This window comes from Bradyrhizobium sp. SPXBL-02 (assembly GCF_051853065.1).
Lineage (GTDB): Bacteria > Pseudomonadota > Alphaproteobacteria > Rhizobiales > Xanthobacteraceae > Bradyrhizobium.
This window is the reverse complement of the sequence record NZ_CP182474.1, coordinates 3,459,583-3,476,841: the sequence shown is the minus strand read 5'-3', so window position 1 is coordinate 3,476,841 and position 17,259 is coordinate 3,459,583. Positions and strand designations below refer to the sequence as shown.

The following is a 17,259-nucleotide window of genomic DNA, read 5'->3' as shown; positions in this document are numbered from 1 at the left end:
AGCCCGGGCGGCTCCGGTGGAGATGTTTCGTCGCAGGCGCCGCTGTAACAGAAAGTTGCTGGGAAATCGGCCCTTCGAAGAAAGAATTCACATTTTACTTGAGGCGGTTCACTTGGCGTTCACTTGGGCCGGCCAAGCGCTTATAATGGCTCCGATGGCCGAAGGTGTATTCTTCAGTAAATTCAACGAGATGAGGTAGAACCATGACACTTCCGATCGGCGCCACCGCCCCCGACTTCGAAGCCGAGACCACCGAAGGGAAGATCAAGTTCCACGACTGGATCGGCAACAGCTGGGCCCTCTTGTTCTCGCACCCGAAGGACTTCACGCCGGTTTGTACGACCGAACTCGGCGCTCTCGCCAAGCTGAAGCCGGAGTTCGACAAGCGCGGCGTGAAGCTGATGGGCCTCTCGGTCGATCCGGTCGATCGCCATGCCAAATGGTCGGATGACATCAAGGAGACCCAAGGCGCCGCGCCCAACTACCCGATGATCGGCGACATCGATTTCAACGTCTCCAAGCTCTACGAAATGTTGCCGGCCTCGACCTCGGGCGATCCCCTCACCCGCACGCCGGCCGACAACCAGACCGTCCGCAACGTCTTCATCATCGGGCCGGACAAGAAGATCAAGCTGGTGCTGGTCTATCCGATGACGACGGGTCGGAACTTCCAGGAGATCCTGCGCGTCATCGACTCACTCCAGCTCACCGCCAAGCATCGCGTCGCCACCCCGGCCGACTGGTCGCAGGGCGAGGACGTCATCATCGCGGGCTCGGTCTCCAACGACGAGGCCAAGACGATCTATCCGCAGGGCTGGAAAGAGCCGAAGCCCTACATCCGCATCGTCCCGCAGCCTAAATGACTTTTGGCGGTCGCGGATAGCGACCGCAAAAAGTCATCCCGGGGCGATGCGTCAGCATCGAACCCGGGATCTCGAGATTCCTGGGGTCCAACGGACCGCCTCGACTGCGTGGAATCAGGCCGCGTGCACGCGGTCGAGGAAGCTCTCGACCTCGGCCTTCAGATGCAGGCTCTCGCCCGACAGCGCCTGGGCGGACGCAAACATCCGGCTCGACGTCTCGCCCGTCTCGCTGGCGCCCTTGGCGGCGTGACGGACATTGACCGCGACATCGGCCGTGCCTGACACCGCCGCGCGCACGCTGGCCACGATGTTGTGAGTCGCGCTTTTCTGTTGCTCGACCGCGGCCGAGATCGAGCCTGCGATGCTGCTGATGCGCTCGATGGTCTGGCTGATCGCCTTGATGGCGGCGACCGATTCCTCGGTCGCAAGCTGCATGCTCTCGATCTGGCTCGATATCTCGTCGGTCGCCTTCGCGGTCTGGCCGGCGAGCGTCTTGACCTCCTGAGCCACCACCGCGAAGCCGCGGCCGGCATCGCCCGCGCGTGCAGCCTCGATGGTCGCATTCAGCGCCAGCAGATTGGTCTGCTCGGCAATCGAGGTGATCAGCTTGACGACGTCGCCGATGCGCGAGCCGGCTTCCGAGAGCTGCGCAATGCGCTGGTCGGTCGCTTCGGCCTGCCGCACCGCCTCGGCGGAGATCTCGTTCGATTCCTGCACCCGGCGGGTGATCTCGGAGATGGATTGGGACAATTCGTCGGAAGCCGAAGCCGCCGAACGCACATGCTCGGAGGCGCTTTCGGAAGCTCCCGCCGACTGCGCCGACAGATCGGCCGTGGAGCGCGCGGCGTCGGTGAGTTGTCGCGCTGCGCGCTCGAACTCGCCCGACGATGCCAGCACCTTGTCGAGAATGCCGCCGACACTGCCGCGGAACCCCTCGACGAAGTTGCGCAGCTCGGCCTTGCGCTGCTCGGCTGCGGCAGCGCTTGCCGCCGCCTGCTCGCTGCGCATGCGCGCCCGCTCCTGCGAGTTGCTCCTGAACACCGCGACCGTGCGGGCGATCTCGCCGATCTCGTCGGCCCGGTCCTCGCATTCGATCGCGACGTCGCCCTGGCCGTTGGCAAGCGCGGTCAGCGAATGCGTCACCGAGGTCAGCGGCCGGGTGATGCGACGGACAACCAGCAGGGTCAGGACCAGCACCAGAAGCGCGGCAAGCCCGGCGGCGGCTGCCATGCTCTCCATCGCCTGGGACAGCATGCCCTCGAACTGCGTCATGGGGATGCCGACATAGAGGATGCCGGCGACCTTGCCGGTGCCATCCGCAATCGGGAAATAAGCCGTCATGAACGTCTTGCCGAACAGCGTGGCCGGCCCCTTATAGGCCTCGCCCCGGCGCAGCGGGGCCTGCCCGGGATGATCCGCGGCAAGCTGGGTCCCGACGGCGCGGTCGCCATTTTCCTTTTTCACGTTGGTCGAGCGGCGGACGAACTGTCCGCTCGCCGCGTCGAACACGAACAGGGTCGCGTTGCCGCCGACATAGGACACCGACCGATCGACGATGGCGTGATCCTTGAGGTCGGGCATTTTCGGGATCTCGGCGCGGACCACCGCGCCGTCCCGGATCGTGATCTTGGCTTCGGGAACGGTCTCCGCAAAGGCCAGCGCCAGCGTGCGCAGATTGATCTCGATGTCGCGCAAGGCGCGGTCATTGAAGGCGGATGTCAGCGACCAATAGCCGGCGCCGACCACCAGCGCCGTGTTCATTGCGATCAGCAGCACCGCGCACAGGACGGCCTTGGTGCCGAGCTTGAACCGCGGCAGGAACTTCGCCGTTAGAAGATTGGACATGGATGGAATGACCCCCGTAATTCCTGCATATTGGTGCAATTGACTTACAGCCGCATTAACGGCGGTTCCCACCGCCGTGCGCGATACGGTTTCCAATTGGTAAACGAGGCCCTCCCTGACCCCGCCAAGTCAGCCATCCATCATCGTCTGGTTTCGCGACGATCTCCGCCTGTCCGACCACCCCGCCGTCGACGCCGCCGCCAACTCCGGAGCGCCGGTGCTTTGTCTCTATGTACTGGACGAGGCGGCGGGGCGAGCGCCAGGCGGCGCGGCACGCTGGTGGCTGGCGCAGTCGCTGCGAACGCTCGGTGCCGAGATCGCCGCGCGCGGCGGCTCGCTCGTCCTGCGCAGGGGATCGGCGGCCAAGGTGATCCCGGAGCTGGCGCAAGAGAGCGGCGCCCGCGCCGTCTATTGGAACGAAATCGCGCAGGCGCCTCATCAGGCCGTCGAGCGACAGCTCGAAGCGGCCCTGGCTAAGCTCGGCACGCACGCGCAAAGCTTTCCTGGCGACCTGCTGGTCCCGCCCGCGGCGATCCGCACCAAGGACGGCCGGGGCCTGCGCGTGTTCACCCCGTTCTGGCGCCGCGTGCTGGCGCTCGGTGACCCGCCCAAGCCCCTGCCCGCGCCGAAGCAGCTGCGCCCTGCGCCGCGCGTTGCAAGCGATCGACTGGAGGGCTGGAAGCTCGAGCCGACCGCGCCGGATTGGGCGGGTGGCCTTCGCGAGGCATGGACCTCCGGCGCCGCGTCCGCCCATCTGCGCCTGCGCGACTTCCTCAAGCACACTGTTGGAATGTATCCCGGCGACCGCGACCGCCCGGACCGAGAGGGCACCTCACGGCTGTCGCCGCATCTGCGCTTCGGCGAGCTCAGCCCGCGTCAGGTCTGGCACGCCGCCCGGTTTGCCGCGGCGGAAGATCCGGCGCTCGGGCAAGGCGTCGAAAAATTCCTGAGCGAGCTCGGCTGGCGCGAATTCTGCCGCCACCTCCTCCACGATCACCCCAACCTCGCCGCCGAAAACCTGCAGACGAACTTCGATCGCTTTCCTTGGCAGGCCGACAAACAAGCGCTCGCCGCCTGGCAGCGCGGGCGCACCGGATATCCCATCGTCGATGCCGGCCTGCGCGAGCTCTGGCACACCGGGGTGATGCACAACCGGGTGCGGATGGTGGTGGCCTCCTTCCTGGTCAAGCACCTCCTGATCGACTGGCGTCAAGGCGAAGCCTGGTTCTGGGACACGCTGGTCGACGCGGACGCCGGCAGCAATCCTGCCAACTGGCAATGGGTCGCCGGCTGCGGCGCAGACGCTGCGCCCTATTTCCGCGTGTTCAATCCGCAGCTCCAGGGCGAGAAGTTCGATCCTGACGGCGCCTACGTTCGACGTTGGGTTCCGGAACTGAAGGCCCTGCCGGCCAAGCTGATCCACCGGCCCTGGCAGGCGACGCCGATCGAGCTAGCGAGCGCGGGCATCACGATCGGCAAGACCTATCCGCAGCCGATCGTCGATCATGCCAGGGGACGCGAACGCGCGCTCGCCGCCTACGCAAAGATCCGCAAAGGTTGAGCGTCGCTTTGACACAATTTCGAAACCCGCTATCGTCATCGCTCCATACAAACCGTGGGGGACGATATGGACGACGAGAAGCCGATCACCGAACAGGCGATGGAGACGATCACCAGTGCCGTGGAAACGACCAAGGACGCGGCAGTCACTGCAGTCAAGCAGGTGAAGAAAGCCGCCAAGAAGGTCGCGAAGAAAGTAGCGCCGAAGAAGGCAGTCAAGAAGAAGGCCAAGAAGGCTGCGAAGAAGACGACGAAGAAAGCCGCCAAGAAGTCGTCCAAGAAGGCCGCGAAAAAGTCTGCGAAGAAGTCGGCGAAGAAAGCCGGCAAGTCGAAGAAGAAGGCCAAGAAGGCCAAGCGCTGATCGCACCGGCAGACGTCTCCGGGTGCGGGCGCGCCCGGAGACAGCGCACGCCTGCCCTCGCCGCTTGGCTGCGCGCCGGCCAGACGATGATCAGGCTGAGCCCGCCGTCAGGACCGCCGATTGACAACGAAGACCGCCGTGGCGCAGAGCGCCATGCCCGCAATGGCAATCGCGTCCAGCTTTTCTCCGAACAGCAGATAGGCCATCAGGGCCGTGACGGCCGGCACCAAATAAAACAAACTGGCGACCGAGGTCGCCGCGGCGTGGCGGATCAGCCAGTACAACAGCCCGATTGATCCGATCGAGAGCGCGACCGCGAGCCAGGCGAGCGCAAGCACGAACTCCTGCGTCCAGTGCACCACGCGATCCTCGAACAGGAAGGCGCCGATCGCGAAGAAAATGGTGACCGCCACGTACTGCACGAGATTTCCGGCGCGCCAGTCGATGTGATTGCAGTAGCGGCGCTGATAAAGCGTGCCGAGCGTGATGCTGACCAGCGAGACCACGGAGGCGAGCCAGCCGAGCCCGGCTTCGCCGGTCATCGGGCGGTTGTGCAGGATCAGCACCACCCCGCCGAGACCGAGCACGAGCCCGGCCCATTGCAGCGGCGTGACCCGTTCGCCGAGCCAGCGATTGGCAATGGTCGAGGTCAGGATCGGCTGCAAGCCCGGAATCAGCGCCGAAAGGCCGGCCGGAATCGAATGCGCGATCGCAATCGCGGTGCCGCCGAGATAGAAGCCGTGGACGAGGATGCCGGCGACCGCGCTGTGCGCGATGCCTGCGCGGTCCGGCCATTTCGGCCGCGCGATGCCTGCGATGATCGCCATCAACCCGACCACAATCGCCATGCGGATGGCGAGATAGGTCAAGGGATCGGCATTGTTGACGACGTATTTGGTGCCGATGAATCCGGTGCTCCAGAGCAGCACGAACAGGATCGGCGCGGCGCGGGCGGCCAGGGTTTCTTGATTATGGTTCATTGCGGCCCTCATTGCCCGACCGTCGGCCATGCGGCAATGCGAATTTCGTCGTGACGATGTTGCGCTGCGACGGACGATCGCGGTCCGGCTCAGCCGCTCACCATTCTTCCGGACAGGGATTGACGATCTTCCAGAGCTCGACGCCGTTCTTGATCTTTTTCATGTCGGTGGTGAGCCCGCCATTGCGGCGAATCCAATCCTTCACCGTGTCGGGGTAGTAGGACATGAGATCGGAGGTGCCCTCGGCGCTGGTGACCTTGATGCCGAAGGTGAACGCCTTGTCGTAATAGGCCTGGTGGAAGCCGAGGCTCGCGCGCGGCGTCACGCAGATCTTGTTCATCGGCACGATTCCGAGCACGAGCGTGCAGGCCGAATTGCAGATGCCGTCGATGATGACCCGCTCGCCCTTCTCGCGCACCCGCTTGTACTTGGTCTTGTACTCCTCGACATAGCCGCCGTGGTCGCGGGTGATGTGCAGCTCGGCGCGTGCCGGCGCGGCAGCGGCGAGGCAGAGCAACAGCAGACTCGGAAGCGTGATGCGCATGGCGAGATGACGGCGAAGGCCTTCAGGAATGCACCTGACACGAGGGACCGGCAAGTGATCCCCAGGTCCGGCGGCAGAATTCTTAACCGAATAGTCTTTGGTCATACTTGTGTGGGGAATTCGTTAAGCATCCCGAAAAGGCCAAAAATGGGCAGCTTTTGGCCGCATGTCCGGCAATTCTGTCACACCCACACGGAAATCTGCGGCATTGGCATTGATTTCGGCCCCCCGAAGCGATGCCCGACCGCTCGAAATTGCTATAACGGCTGACCTATTCGAGCGGGTTCCGGAGAATCGAGATGAGCAAGTTGACGCGTGTAGCCGCGGTTGCGGCCCTGACGGCTGCGGTCCTGGCCCCTGCTCTCGCCGAGGCGCACGGCCGCCACCGGTACCACCGCTCCTACGCCAACCCGCTGCCCTACCCGATCAGCTACCTGCACAATTACGGCCCCGGTATCACCCCTGGCACCTTCGCCTACTATGACGGCCCGGCGACCAACCACTGTTATCGCAGCGCGGCTGCTTATATCGGTCAGGACGGCCGGCGGCACCCCTGCTATTGAGGCGCCGCGGCCGCTGCGGATCGCTTATTTGGCTGCGCCCGACCGCAGCAATTGCTTCTCGATCTCGTAGACCGGCAGCTTGACGAGGTCCTTGCCGACCTCCCCCTGCAGCGCATTGCGCACGCCTTCCGAATAGTCGGCGCGGATCATGCCGAGCGCGCGCGGCGAGGCCACCATGGTCAGGGCCGTGGTCTCGCCGGAGCTGACGGCGGCATCGAGCCGGCCGGCCAGGCTCCGCAGAAAGGCGCGCTCGGCCTCGTCGTGCCAATCGGTCTGCTCGATCGAGCTGCGTGCGCCGCCGGCTGCGCCATGCGATCGGCCCGGCGCGGCTGACCCTTGAGCGGCGGTCGCGGGATTGGGCTGCTCATGCACCTCCCTGGTGTGCAGGTTCGGAAACATCTCGTCGCCGAGGTTTTCCAGAATGAGCGCCTTGCGCCCGTCGCACACGACCAGCCAGTCACCCTTGTCAATTCTCATCTTGTCCATTGCAACTTCTCCTTGACACTTGCAGACGCCGCATCCGGCATCAGAGTAGCTCTTCGAATTCCTCGAAGGACTTGCCGAACTGCGTCATCGCCTCCTCCAGATAGTCGGCGAGCACTGGCGTGCCGATCAGATAGGACGCGGTGCGCTGGTTGTGCGCCTGCGCAGCCTGAGCGCGCAATTGACGCCAATCGGAGAGATCAGCGTCGCCGCGGCCGAGCCAGGCCAGCGCCACGAGATCGATCTGCTCGTCAACATTGAGAGCGCGGATGAAGCCCGCGAGCTCCGCACGGTCGGTGGTTTCGCCGCGCCCGTCGCGGCCGTAGCTCATGTCATCGTCGCCGAAGTCCAGGACGACGCCACCCCCGCCCGCTTCGCTGTCGGACCGGCGCGATTTCGAGATGACGAAGAAGACCTTCTCCGGCGAGATCGACAGATCTGGAATGACTTGCATTCAGCTCACCTTGGCCGGCAACAGGCACCACGCCGCTGCCATGACGATGACAGTAAGAGCCAAGGCAAACTTGCGAATTGCGCAGGATCAAGGTCTAGTCACGGCATGGCCCGGCGACCTACGCTCCGCTGCCGAGCTGTGACTTGGGTCAGCTCGCTGAAGGTTTGTTCATCTGTATTACATTTCGGTTCGGCCACAATTTGATCAGAACAACCTCGATATCCTGCATCGCGTAAGCGGAGGAAGACATCATGAATCTCAAGACTGGCCTTTTGGCCGCGTGCTTGTTCGGCGCCCTCGCTGCATCGTCGACGGCATCCGCCATGCCCATCGCGCCTGCACCTGCGACACCGCAGGTCTCCGGCGTCGAGCAGGTCCGCATGGTCTGCGACGCCTGGGGACAGTGCTGGTGGCGGCCGAACTACTATGGCTACTACGGGCCGCGGCCTTACTACGGCCCGCGGTATTATCGGCCGCGCTATTACGGTCCGCGCTACTATGGGCACTACGGCTATCGCCGCTGGTGACGTTTGAAGGGGCCCTCGGGCCCCTTCGCTTTTGCGAGATCATCTTGCAGAGCGATCGCTGGCCTCGCCGCCGGCGAACCGATGGACCGAGAAGGTTGACGGTGACATTGACCGGACGGTCTTCATGACATGATGTCCGCAATACTACGGCCTGAAATTCCGTTTACTGAAACGCGATGTTTCGGCATTGATGGCGATGCATCGGCGTTCATTTGATTGTCTCATTTCAGCGGCCGGCCAGAATCATGTTGTTGGACAACCTCGTTCCCTCCTCCGCGCTACAACTGATCAGCTTTTCCGATGTCGACGCGTTTCGGCCGGTCGAGACGATGGAGGATGCGAGGAGCATTCCGCTCGACATCCCAAACTTCGCGGCGGCCCGGGCCATCGTTTCCCTGCCGGCGTGCCGCATCATCATGATGAGATCGTTCGCGCGAATCCTCGACACTGCCTATCGCATGCCGGGCGGGATGGTGATCCTGTCGATGACCGACGATCTTCAGGCCAACTTCAAGGGTGTGGATCTGGACGCGCGCTTCTTCGCTGCCCTCCGCGGCAACGATGAGTGCCATTTCGTCGAGCCCCGGACCAATCATCACGCCATGATCATCTTCTCCCCCAAACTGAGAGACCGTGGCTGGTTCGACCGCGCCGACCATTTGCGGGCCCATGTCGCGAATCGGCCCGCCCTGCTCCACACGCGACAGCTCCTGCTCGATATCCTGCGCACCGCGTCAGTGCAGCCGCGCCTGTTCGAGACGACGGAGGTTGCGGCCCATCTCCAGGAAGGCCTGCTGCTCGCGCTCGACGATCTGTTTCGAATCGATCCGATGTCGGATCGGAGCACCTCGGTCCAGGGCGAGCGGGCGATCAAGCTCGTGCAGCGCATCGACGACTACGTCGCGACCTTCCCGACCGCTCCGATCTATACGGCCGATCTCGCCCGCGAATTCGACGTCTCGATCCGCACGCTCGGCGGCGCCGTCAGCAAGGTGCGCGGCATGAGCCTGCACCAGTACATTCGCCTGAAGAGGCTGTGGGCGACCCGCGCCCGCCTGCTCAAGGGCGGCGGCGTCACCGTGACCAGCTGCGCACGTGCCCAGGGCTTCCATCATCTCGGCGAATTTGCCGCGGCCTACCGCGCGATCTTCCACGAGGCGCCCTCCGACACGCTGGCACGCGGACGGCAAAGCGGTGTCCCGGCAAGCTGAGGACGCCGCGCCCTCGCGGCGCTGACCCGTTCGCGTCGTTCCAGAACATATGCGGAACAGAGACGACTGGCGCGCTCGGAAGGATTCGAACCTCCGACCCTCGGAATCGAAATCCGATGCTCTATCCAGCTGAGCTACGAGCGCCCTGGCCCGGGTAGCGGGCCACCGAGATTCGCCGGCCGGCGCTGGCGAGGAGCCAGCTCACCCGACGGCGTTCGGATCGGTTCGAATTAGCAGAGAGGCCGGCCAATAAAAAGCCCTTCCCACCTCGATCGAGGCGGGCCGAAAGCGCCGTTACCAGGTCGTGCTGAAGAGGCCGAAATGCGGCTGCTGCGCGACCAGCATCATAGGACGGCCCGGCTGCGGCGCGGGATGCGTCCTGACGATCTTACGCTTGGGCTGAGCCTGCACCGGAGAAGCTTGAGCCTGGGAAGTCTGGGGCTGAGCGGTCTCGGAGGTCTTGGCCGTGGCGGTCCCGGCCCTCGGCGCCGGCGTGAACTGGGCGAAGGTCTCGCGCACCCGCATCTTGGCCGACATCTCGGCCAGAGCCGGCGACAGGCTTTCCTGTACCGCTGGCTGGGGAGCTGCCACTGCGGCGGTCTGAACCGCGGGTGCGCCAATCGTCGGCTGGCTGGTGTCGAGGACGACACGCTCAGGCATATGACGATCGGACCGGATTCGGATCAGCGGCTGGTCGTTGCCTGCGGTTGCGACCGCATGCGCCACGGGCGGCGCCGGGAAAACGAAATCCGCCGCGAACAGCAGTGCGAGCAAAGCTCCACCGACGAAAATGAAATACCTAAAGATGGGCATTGGCCGCGCTCCGCCCCCCGCATCCCCGCGTGGGCTCTCCTCGCCTCAACAGGCGATCTACCAATTGGTTCCTGGCCCAGCCGTTCGGTTCAAATGGTGATGCATGGTTTTTGGCCAAGGACCGCAGAGGGTAACTTTTCAGCTACCGGAACAGGCCGCCTTCATGCGCGGCGTGCCGCAACCAGCGAGCATTTTGCCTGATCGGCATTCACGTTGACGACGCCGATTGGGATACGCACAAAGGTCTTGCGGCTCTTCATGCTGACCGGATCCGCCAGCACGCGGCTGCGGTCGGTCAGATGGCTGCCGTCGCGCCGTGTGAAGGAGCAGACGATCTCGACATCCTTTACGGCATAGTCGTTGTCGTTTCGCAGCGTGAACGTCACCAGGGCTTTGGAGCCGAGGCCGCCGCGACGCCAGGTCTGCGATGAAATCCTGAGACGACCAAGTTCTGCCGTCGCCGGCACCTGTGCTTCGGAGGCCCCCGAGGCTATTGCCGACGCATCGCCGGAGGGAGGCGTTTCAACAGCCGCCAGCTCCGCCCCGACCGGCTCAGCACTGTTGCCCTTGGAAAGAGGCAACAGCATCCAGATGCCGCAGCCGACGATGATAGCCGCCAGCAGCCACAGAAGGGTTCGGCCAAATGAGACGCTTGCGATCGTCACTGCCCGTGCCAGTCGTTCGCCGCTGCCGGCGAAGCGCCCCAATCCGGTTCGGTCGATCTTGGCGTTCATGGATGCCCACCGATCGGAGCCGCAGCACCATCGAAGATGGACTCGGCCACAACTTACCTTAATCCGGCCAACGAACTAAGGTTCCCGCGGATCATGCGAGTCGGCAAGGCGGTGGCGACCACCGGCCGAGGCCGCTAACATGCGCCGCAACATCGAAAACACCCTCTGGAGACCATGAAATGCCATTCGCCGTCACTTGGGATCACGTCCATCTGCGCAGCCCCGATCCGGAGGCAACGGCGGCCTGGCTGCGGGACATCCTTGGTGGCGAGATTGTGCACGCGCCCGGACGGATCGACGTGAATCTCGGCGGCACCAGGATCTTCATCGCGCCGCTCGAGGGCGATGGCGCGGTCAACCCGCCGCCTCCGCACCCGCATCAGGGCCTCGATCATTTCGGCTTGACGGTGAAGGACATCGACGCCGTCGCGGCCGAGATCAAGGCCAAGGGTGTCACCTTCACGCGCGAGCCGACGACCATCCGGCCCGGCGTACGCATCTGCTTCATCCGCGGGCCCGAAGGCATCTCGATCGAGCTGCTCGAACGCGACAAGAAATACACCTGAGGCGCCGCCGGCCCTAACAGGCATCCGAGCCGGCGACGAGGTCACGCCCGAGGGCTAGGTCATGCTACCGGGCATAAAGCAGCGGATGGTGACGCCCATGTAGCCGTAGATTGGCCAGACCATGGTGCGTCCCACCCGGTTCGGCTCCGAGATCACGGCCTCCTCGGGCACGTCGACCCAGACGAGCTCCTGCTGCTGGCCATCGAGCGCAGAGCCATAGCGCGGGACGCGGACGCGATAATGCCCGTCCTTGCTGTCCCAGTCGGAGTCCGAGACCGCCGAACCATCGGCATCAGAGCAGCAAGGCCCCTTGCCGCTGCGCAGACTATCGAACCAGGACTTCAATTCGGGATTGGTGTTGGCGAACTGCCCGCGGTCGCGCGCATGCCCCGAGGAGGCTGCGAGCGCGATCAAGGCCAAAGCGCACGCCAGCCTCGTCGGGTTTCGCCGGCGTATCGCATTGCCAATCCGCCGTTGTTCGCTTTTGCAATTCGTGGGACGCACACTGTACAGACGCGGCTCATCGCCGCCGGAATCGATCCAGTTGGTCACGTTCGTCTTGCTCCAGCACCCCGCGGCCAGTGCAACAATGGTTATGCATTTCGCGGGCCAACTCTGATTCGCAACGTTAGGCCTCGCCGCACCATCAGAGCGTCATGATCGTGTCACGGACAAGCCGGGACAAGTACGGCTCGCAGGCCGCTGCCGGCCGGCAAACTGCCGCGTTGCGCGAGGAGATAGGCTTTGGCATAAAAGCCGGACCGGTTACGCCATTGGGCGATGGCGGCCGGCCTGCGGGACGTTATGAAGAACGGCCTCTATTCAATTCACGTGACCCTGCTCGATGGTCGAGTCGGCAAGGGCAGCGGCGTGATTCTTTTCCGCGACGGCAAGATTCTCGGCGGCGATGCCTACCTCTATTACACCGGCAGCTACACCGTGAAGGACAGCGGCACCTTCAAAGGCGAGGTGCTGGTGCAGCGGCACACCTCGCCTCGCGGCGATGATAATCCGCTGTTCGGCGGCCCTGCCCCGGTCGGCATCGGCGTCAGCGGCACCTACACCGACACGCGCGCGGAAATGACGGGCACAGCGCTGGTCGGCAAGGCCAGCCTGATTTTCGGCGCCACCCTGCATAAGCTCGCGGACGTCGACTAGCTATTCCGCGGCCTGTTCGAGCGGTGCAACGCGCGGCAGGATCATCTGGATGCGCGTGCCGCCACCCGGCTCGGAATCGAGATCGAGCCGGCCGCCGAGCCGATTGGTGACGATGCTGTAGACGATGTGCAGCCCGAGGCCGGTGCCGCCCTGGTCGCGCCGCGTCGTGAAAAACGGATCGAAGGCGCGGCGGCGGACGTCGAGCGACATGCCGCAACCATTGTCGGAGAAGATGATCTCGACGTTGTCCTTGCCGGACTCGCGCACCTGGATCTCGATCGTCCCGGGCCTTCCGTCCGGGAAGGCGTGCGCCACCGAATTCAGGAACAGATTGGTCAGCACCTGGCCGTACGGGCCGGGATAGCTGTTCATGGTCAGGTCCGGCTGACACTCGACGTTGAGCGTCAGATTATGCTTACGCAGCCCCGGCCGCAGGCTCATCACGACCTGCTCGGTGAGGTCGCCGAGATCGAAAGTCCGCTGATCCGAATAGTTGCGGTCGGCGGCAACCTGCTTGAACGACTGGATCAGCTCGGCAGCGCGGTTGAGATTGGAGACGAGCTGCGAGGACGCATCGCGGCTGGTGTTGAGGAAGTCGTTGAGCGTGGAGCGGCGCAGCTCGCCGCGCTCGACTTCGGCGCTGAACATCGCGGTCTTGCGCTCCAGCGCGGAGGCGACGGTGAGGCTGATGCCGACGGGATTGTTGACCTCGTGGGCGACGCCGGCGACCAGGCGCCCGAGCGCGGCCAGCTTCTCGGCCTCGATCAGCGAGGCCTGCGTTTCGCGCAAATTGCGCAGCGCGGTCTCGGCGGCTTCCTTGGCCTTGCGCATCTCCTGCTCGCCGCGCTTGCGCTCGCCGATATCGAGCGCAACGGTCACGATCCGCTCGATCTCGCCCTCGGGGTCGAGCAGCGGCAATTTGTTGACCAGCCATTGCCGCATGTTGCCGGAAGCGTCCTGGTACTCCTCCTCATAGAAACCGAGTCCCTTGCGGAGCTTGAGCACCCGCTTGTCGCTCTCGTCGGACTTTGCCGCGCCGTAGCGCGACATCAGGTCGGCCGTGGTGCGGCCGAGCGCCTCGCCGGGCTCGATGCCGAAGATGCCGGCCATGTAGCGGTTCATCAGCACGTAGCGCAGATTGCGATCCTTGACGTTGATCACCGCGGGCACGGTGTCGATGACCTGCTGGAGCAGGCGCCGGCCTTCGGCGATGGCCTCCTCCGCCCGCTTCTGGTCGGTGATGTCGCGCAGCGTGCCCTCGTAGCGGACGATGTTGCCCGCTTCGTCTCGCACGCCCGTGGCGCTGTCGGAGAGCCAGAGGATGTCGCCGCTGCGCTGGCGCACCTGATACTCGAATTCGCGCACCATGCCGTCGCGCGCCATCAGCCGCTGGTATTCGGCGCGCGCCTCGGGATGGACGTAGATTGTGTGGGCGATGTCGCTGATGCTGTCGATCAGCTGCTGCGGGCTGTCATAGCCCATCATGCGCGCCAGCGCCGGATTGGCGTTGAGGAGGTCACCGGCCGGCGTCGTCACATAGATGCCGTCGATGGAGCCCTCGAACAGTTTTCGGTAACTCTCCTCGGCGAGGCGCTGCTCGGTGAGCGCGCGCACCGCCGCCTCGCGCGCGGTGTCGGCCTCCTCCAGCGCGCGGCGGAACACTTCGGCCGCCCGCGCAATGTCGCCGATCTCGTTGTCGAGGTCGGCGGATGGAATTGAGGTGTCCTTCCGGCCGGCGGCGAGCGCGCGAATGGATCGCGCGATCTGAGCGAGCGGACGCACCGTCCGGCGCACCACGAACCACGCAGCGCCGATGCCGATGAGCACGCCGACCGTGCCGAGCACGATGCTCTGCCATCGCGCCTCGGTCAGCGTCCGGGCGAAGTCGCGCGACAGCACGTGGCCGCGCCGGGAGCTGACCTCACGCAGCAATTCGGTGACGCGGCCGATCAGCCGGCCTTCCGTTCCCAGTACCTCGCGATCGATGTCGGCGATCTGCCGCTCGCGGACGGCGACGGCCATGATGGCCTCGGCATAGTCGTTCACCGCCGACTTCAGCTTGGCATCGCCAATATCGAGCGCCCGCATTCCCTGTGCGGCCTGCTCGGCCGCGGACGGGTTGCGCGCCAGCAGTCCGAGCGCGATCCGGCTCTGCGCCTCGGACAGGCGGGACGCCAGCTCGCGGTCCGGGGTGCTTGCGACGGCTTCGTCGAATTGTTCGCGCAGCGGCGGCAGTCCGGCGAGCAGCTGGGCGCGGCGGTCGATCAGGGTGGAGATCCGCTCGAGGCCGGTGCGATAGGTCGCAAGCCGCTCGGTGACCCCGTCGATCATGTCCTGCTGCTCGGGCGCGAGCTCTATGCGGGTCTTCTTCAGGATATCGCTGAGCGTCGAGGCCGCCTCGCCGACCTGCTGGAACTGGATGCCGGCCCCGGGATCCGTGACGAAGTCGCGCGCGGCAAGGCGCAATTCGTTCATGCGGCGATCGATGTCCTCGGCGAGGTCGCCGACGCTCTGCAGCCGCTGCAGCTCGGCAAAGGTCGTGTCGATGTGCCGGATCGCGATCACGCTCGCCGTCGAGGTGACGATGATCACCGCCAGCACCAACAGGAAGCTGCCGAAGGTGAGCTGGCCGATGGAGAGCGAGAAGGTTCGCCTTTTCTCAGGGGGCGGCGTCAATTCGGCGGACATTGGTGGCTTGAGGACCGGACTGCTGGAAGTCCAATATACGACGTATTGCTGCCCGGGGGGAACATGCCTCGGGACGCGGAATATCGTTAATATCGGGACTTGCCGCCCGCCTCAGCTTTACGACAGTTTGACGCTGGCTGCCCTGCGGGCCGGGATCGTCATGGCGGCGACGCCGAGGACGACGCAGGCCAAGCCGATCCAGGCGGTCCGGCTCAAGGCCTCGCCGAGGAACGCGACGCTGATGGCGACCCCGATCGGCACCCGCAGGTAGGCCTGCGCGGTGGTGCCGACCGAGCCCAGGGTCTGGATCAGGCGGAAATAGATCACGAACGCCGCCGCGGTCGAAAACACCGCGAGCGCCGACAGTGCCAGCACCGAGCTCAGCGAAGGCGACAGCGTCCAGGGCTGCTCGATGATCAGGGAGGCCGGGATCAGGACCGCTGCCCCCGCCAGCAGCGAGCCGGCCGCGGGCGCCATGGGATCGAGGCCTTTGAAGCTGCGGCCGAAGATCGCGGCGCAGGCATAGCAGATGGTGGCGGCGACGATGGCGGCCTCGGCGATGAGGCCGCTGCCGATGTCATGGAAGGCATCGACGCCGACGATCAGCAGGATGCCGGCCATGCCCGCGACCACGCCGAACAGTTTTCGCGGCGTCGTCGCCTCGTGACGGGTGATTAGCGACGTGAGCAGGAAGGTGAAGATCGGCCCGGCCGAGTTGAGGATGGTGGCGAGCGCGGCGTCGACATGGCGCTCGCCCCAGGCGATCAGCGTCCAGGGGATGACGCTGTTGAGCACGGCCTGGAACGCGAAGCGCTGCCAGCTCGCGACATCGGTCGGCATTCTGATGCCCCGCATCCACATGATCACGAGCAGCAGCAGGCCGGCAATGGCCGTGCGCGCCGCGATCAGCGTGACCGGCGGGATGGTGGCGACGCCGAGCTTGATGAAGGTGTAGGAGCCGCCCCACAGCGTTGCGAGCGCGACCAGCAGGGCCAGCTCGAGCGCGATGTTGGTGTCCTGCCGGGTGTCCATGGTGCGCATTCCGTCCTTCTCGTGGACGGAATCTAGCGCCAACGCGGCCCTCGATACTTCGTTCAATATCGAAGTGTACTAGCCGACCGCCCCAACCTCGAACACCTCGCCGTCATAGCCGGCGTCGCGAGGGATGCGGAGCTGGCGGCCGGTTTCGGTCTTGGTCATGACCGGCATCACCGTGACGATGGAGAGGCCGCGGGCGTGCTCCAGCGCCGCACTCACGCTCGGCTGCTTGGCGAGCCGGATCAGGTTGCGCGTGGTCGGGAACGGCAGCTTGAAGCGGCCGCTCTCCCCGCCCTCCACCGCCTCGCGCGGCGAGATCCAGATCGAATCGGTGGACTCGCGGCCGTCATGCGCGCCGAGCTGGTCGGGCGGTGCTGCGGCAAGAAAGAACCAAGTGTCGAACCGTTTCGGCATACCCTCGGGCGTGATCCAGTGCGCGTAGGGCACGAGCGTGTCGAGCGCGAGCTGGAGACCGTGGTCGCCGAGAATGCTGAGGAAGCTGATCTTGTGCTCGTTGAGCGCGACGCGATGCGCGTCGGCGATCTCCCCTGCACGCTTGGCATCAACGGGCGCGCCCGTGTCCCTGGAGCGCGCCAGCAGGATGCCGCTTTCCTCAAACGTCTCGCGGATCGCGGCGATCCGAAAGCCGCGGTCCGCTTCGCTGAGGCCCTCGCCGCCCGAATAGAGGTCGGCGCGGGCGACGATCTCGTTGTCGCCGGCATCGACGCTGCCGCCGGGAAACACCAGCGCGCCCGAGTTGAACTCGATCTGATGATGGCGAACCATCATGAAGACTTCGATTTCCCGTGCTGCGCCGTCGCGAAGCAGCAGGATCGTCGAGGCCGGGCGTGATGATGATGTCTCGGCCATG

At 65.0% G+C, this 17,259-nt stretch carries 19 protein-coding genes and 1 tRNA gene; 8 read left to right on the top strand and 12 right to left on the bottom strand.

The window, feature by feature from the left end:
* The first annotated feature begins 203 nt into the window (after positions 1 to 203).
* Positions 204 to 863 carry a peroxiredoxin gene (locus tag ACNJYD_RS16045; RefSeq protein ID WP_172783254.1) on the top strand — a complete coding sequence of 220 codons (660 nt, stop codon included), beginning with the start codon at positions 204 to 206 and terminating at the stop codon, positions 861 to 863.
* Positions 864 to 977: 114 nt separating this feature from the next.
* Here the strand turns inward: ACNJYD_RS16045 and ACNJYD_RS16040 are convergent, their stop codons facing one another.
* Positions 978 to 2,708, bottom strand: a complete 1,731-nt coding sequence (locus tag ACNJYD_RS16040) for a methyl-accepting chemotaxis protein (protein WP_212254984.1) — start codon at positions 2,706 to 2,708, stop codon at positions 978 to 980.
* Positions 2,709 to 2,877: 169 nt separating this feature from the next.
* Between ACNJYD_RS16040 and ACNJYD_RS16035 the strand changes: the two genes are divergently transcribed.
* Positions 2,878 to 4,269 (top strand): cryptochrome/photolyase family protein, encoded by a 1,392-nt coding sequence (locus ACNJYD_RS16035; RefSeq protein ID WP_439367482.1) that lies wholly within the window; start codon positions 2,878 to 2,880, stop codon positions 4,267 to 4,269.
* A 66-nt stretch (positions 4,270 to 4,335) separates the two neighbouring features.
* A complete protein-coding gene (locus tag ACNJYD_RS16030; RefSeq protein WP_439366879.1) occupies positions 4,336 to 4,629 on the top strand; it encodes a histone in 294 nt (97 codons plus the stop codon).
* A gap of 107 nt (positions 4,630 to 4,736) precedes the next feature.
* Here ACNJYD_RS16030 and ACNJYD_RS16025 read toward each other — a convergent pair whose 3' ends face one another.
* Together ACNJYD_RS16025 and ACNJYD_RS16020 are read right to left on the bottom strand one after the other, a co-directional pair.
* Complete coding sequence (locus ACNJYD_RS16025; RefSeq protein ID WP_172783250.1) at positions 4,737 to 5,609, bottom strand: DMT family transporter; 873 nt, start codon at positions 5,607 to 5,609, stop codon at positions 4,737 to 4,739.
* 97 nt (positions 5,610 to 5,706) lie between these two features.
* Entirely contained in the window at positions 5,707 to 6,153 is a 447-nt protein-coding gene (locus ACNJYD_RS16020) for a hypothetical protein (RefSeq protein ID WP_439366878.1), read from the bottom strand.
* Between the two features lie 299 nt (positions 6,154 to 6,452).
* On the opposite strand from ACNJYD_RS16020, the gene ACNJYD_RS16015 reads away from it, so the two are divergent.
* Positions 6,453 to 6,716 (top strand): hypothetical protein, encoded by a 264-nt coding sequence (locus ACNJYD_RS16015; RefSeq protein WP_172783249.1) that lies wholly within the window; start codon positions 6,453 to 6,455, stop codon positions 6,714 to 6,716.
* Positions 6,717 to 6,740: 24 nt separating this feature from the next.
* Here the strand turns inward: ACNJYD_RS16015 and ACNJYD_RS16010 are convergent, their stop codons facing one another.
* Both ACNJYD_RS16010 and ACNJYD_RS16005 read right to left on the bottom strand, forming a co-directional pair.
* A complete protein-coding gene (locus tag ACNJYD_RS16010) occupies positions 6,741 to 7,202 on the bottom strand; it encodes a host attachment protein (protein WP_439366877.1) in 462 nt (153 codons plus the stop codon).
* A 40-nt stretch (positions 7,203 to 7,242) separates the two neighbouring features.
* Positions 7,243 to 7,653 carry a DUF3775 domain-containing protein gene (locus ACNJYD_RS16005; protein ID WP_439366876.1) on the bottom strand — a complete coding sequence of 137 codons (411 nt, stop codon included), beginning with the start codon at positions 7,651 to 7,653 and terminating at the stop codon, positions 7,243 to 7,245.
* A gap of 251 nt (positions 7,654 to 7,904) precedes the next feature.
* On the opposite strand from ACNJYD_RS16005, the gene ACNJYD_RS16000 reads away from it, so the two are divergent.
* Complete coding sequence (locus tag ACNJYD_RS16000; protein ID WP_172783245.1) at positions 7,905 to 8,180, top strand: hypothetical protein; 276 nt, start codon at positions 7,905 to 7,907, stop codon at positions 8,178 to 8,180.
* A 245-nt stretch (positions 8,181 to 8,425) separates the two neighbouring features.
* Entirely contained in the window at positions 8,426 to 9,391 is a 966-nt protein-coding gene (locus ACNJYD_RS15995; RefSeq protein WP_260379695.1) for an AraC family transcriptional regulator, read from the top strand.
* A gap of 67 nt (positions 9,392 to 9,458) precedes the next feature.
* Here ACNJYD_RS15995 and ACNJYD_RS15990 read toward each other — a convergent pair.
* The 3 genes from ACNJYD_RS15990 to ACNJYD_RS15980 all read right to left on the bottom strand — a co-directional run bounded on the left by ACNJYD_RS15990 (position 9,459) and on the right by ACNJYD_RS15980 (position 10,938).
* Positions 9,459 to 9,535, bottom strand: a tRNA-Arg gene (locus tag ACNJYD_RS15990).
* Positions 9,536 to 9,685: 150 nt separating this feature from the next.
* Positions 9,686 to 10,204, bottom strand: a complete 519-nt coding sequence (locus tag ACNJYD_RS15985; protein ID WP_172783243.1) for a hypothetical protein — start codon at positions 10,202 to 10,204, stop codon at positions 9,686 to 9,688.
* 161 nt (positions 10,205 to 10,365) lie between these two features.
* Complete coding sequence (locus tag ACNJYD_RS15980) at positions 10,366 to 10,938, bottom strand: hypothetical protein (protein WP_172783242.1); 573 nt, start codon at positions 10,936 to 10,938, stop codon at positions 10,366 to 10,368.
* 179 nt (positions 10,939 to 11,117) lie between these two features.
* Here ACNJYD_RS15980 and ACNJYD_RS15975 point away from each other — a divergent pair, with 179 nt between their 5' ends.
* Positions 11,118 to 11,504 (top strand): VOC family protein, encoded by a 387-nt coding sequence (locus ACNJYD_RS15975; RefSeq protein ID WP_439366875.1) that lies wholly within the window; start codon positions 11,118 to 11,120, stop codon positions 11,502 to 11,504.
* A 54-nt stretch (positions 11,505 to 11,558) separates the two neighbouring features.
* Here the strand turns inward: ACNJYD_RS15975 and ACNJYD_RS15970 are convergent, their stop codons facing one another.
* Complete coding sequence (locus tag ACNJYD_RS15970) at positions 11,559 to 12,056, bottom strand: hypothetical protein (RefSeq protein WP_439366874.1); 498 nt, start codon at positions 12,054 to 12,056, stop codon at positions 11,559 to 11,561.
* Positions 12,057 to 12,308: 252 nt separating this feature from the next.
* Between ACNJYD_RS15970 and ACNJYD_RS15965 the strand changes: the two genes are divergently transcribed.
* Positions 12,309 to 12,662 carry a GrlR family regulatory protein gene (locus ACNJYD_RS15965; RefSeq protein WP_260379699.1) on the top strand — a complete coding sequence of 118 codons (354 nt, stop codon included), beginning with the start codon at positions 12,309 to 12,311 and terminating at the stop codon, positions 12,660 to 12,662.
* Here the strand turns inward: ACNJYD_RS15965 and ACNJYD_RS15960 are convergent, their stop codons facing one another.
* The 3 genes from ACNJYD_RS15960 to ACNJYD_RS15950 form a co-directional block, all read right to left on the bottom strand.
* Positions 12,663 to 15,350 carry a PAS domain S-box protein gene (locus ACNJYD_RS15960; RefSeq protein WP_439366873.1) on the bottom strand — a complete coding sequence of 896 codons (2,688 nt, stop codon included), beginning with the start codon at positions 15,348 to 15,350 and terminating at the stop codon, positions 12,663 to 12,665. It abuts the gene before it with no gap.
* A 117-nt stretch (positions 15,351 to 15,467) separates the two neighbouring features.
* Positions 15,468 to 16,382, bottom strand: a complete 915-nt coding sequence (locus ACNJYD_RS15955; protein ID WP_439367481.1) for a DMT family transporter — start codon at positions 16,380 to 16,382, stop codon at positions 15,468 to 15,470.
* Positions 16,383 to 16,460: 78 nt separating this feature from the next.
* Positions 16,461 to 17,258 (bottom strand): NUDIX hydrolase, encoded by a 798-nt coding sequence (locus ACNJYD_RS15950; protein WP_439366872.1) that lies wholly within the window; start codon positions 17,256 to 17,258, stop codon positions 16,461 to 16,463.
* Position 17,259 lies beyond the last annotated feature (1 nt).

Coding starts and splice junctions, on each gene's coding strand:
- ACNJYD_RS16045 (WP_172783254.1), top strand. CDS start 204: ATGACACTTCCGATCGGCGCCACCGCCCCCGACTTCGAAGCCGAGACC.
- ACNJYD_RS16040 (WP_212254984.1), bottom strand. CDS start 2,708: ATGTCCAATCTTCTAACGGCGAAGTTCCTGCCGCGGTTCAAGCTCGGC.
- ACNJYD_RS16030 (WP_439366879.1), top strand. CDS start 4,336: ATGGACGACGAGAAGCCGATCACCGAACAGGCGATGGAGACGATCACC.
- ACNJYD_RS16025 (WP_172783250.1), bottom strand. CDS start 5,609: ATGAACCATAATCAAGAAACCCTGGCCGCCCGCGCCGCGCCGATCCTG.
- ACNJYD_RS16020 (WP_439366878.1), bottom strand. CDS start 6,153: ATGCGCATCACGCTTCCGAGTCTGCTGTTGCTCTGCCTCGCCGCTGCC.
- ACNJYD_RS16015 (WP_172783249.1), top strand. CDS start 6,453: ATGAGCAAGTTGACGCGTGTAGCCGCGGTTGCGGCCCTGACGGCTGCG.
- ACNJYD_RS16010 (WP_439366877.1), bottom strand. CDS start 7,202: ATGGACAAGATGAGAATTGACAAGGGTGACTGGCTGGTCGTGTGCGAC.
- ACNJYD_RS16005 (WP_439366876.1), bottom strand. CDS start 7,653: ATGCAAGTCATTCCAGATCTGTCGATCTCGCCGGAGAAGGTCTTCTTC.
- ACNJYD_RS16000 (WP_172783245.1), top strand. CDS start 7,905: ATGAATCTCAAGACTGGCCTTTTGGCCGCGTGCTTGTTCGGCGCCCTC.
- ACNJYD_RS15995 (WP_260379695.1), top strand. CDS start 8,426: ATGTTGTTGGACAACCTCGTTCCCTCCTCCGCGCTACAACTGATCAGC.
- ACNJYD_RS15985 (WP_172783243.1), bottom strand. CDS start 10,204: ATGCCCATCTTTAGGTATTTCATTTTCGTCGGTGGAGCTTTGCTCGCA.
- ACNJYD_RS15980 (WP_172783242.1), bottom strand. CDS start 10,938: ATGAACGCCAAGATCGACCGAACCGGATTGGGGCGCTTCGCCGGCAGC.
- ACNJYD_RS15975 (WP_439366875.1), top strand. CDS start 11,118: ATGCCATTCGCCGTCACTTGGGATCACGTCCATCTGCGCAGCCCCGAT.
- ACNJYD_RS15965 (WP_260379699.1), top strand. CDS start 12,309: ATGAAGAACGGCCTCTATTCAATTCACGTGACCCTGCTCGATGGTCGA.
- ACNJYD_RS15960 (WP_439366873.1), bottom strand. CDS start 15,350: ATGTCCGCCGAATTGACGCCGCCCCCTGAGAAAAGGCGAACCTTCTCG.
- ACNJYD_RS15955 (WP_439367481.1), bottom strand. CDS start 16,382: ATGGACACCCGGCAGGACACCAACATCGCGCTCGAGCTGGCCCTGCTG.
- ACNJYD_RS15950 (WP_439366872.1), bottom strand. CDS start 17,258: ATGGCCGAGACATCATCATCACGCCCGGCCTCGACGATCCTGCTGCTT.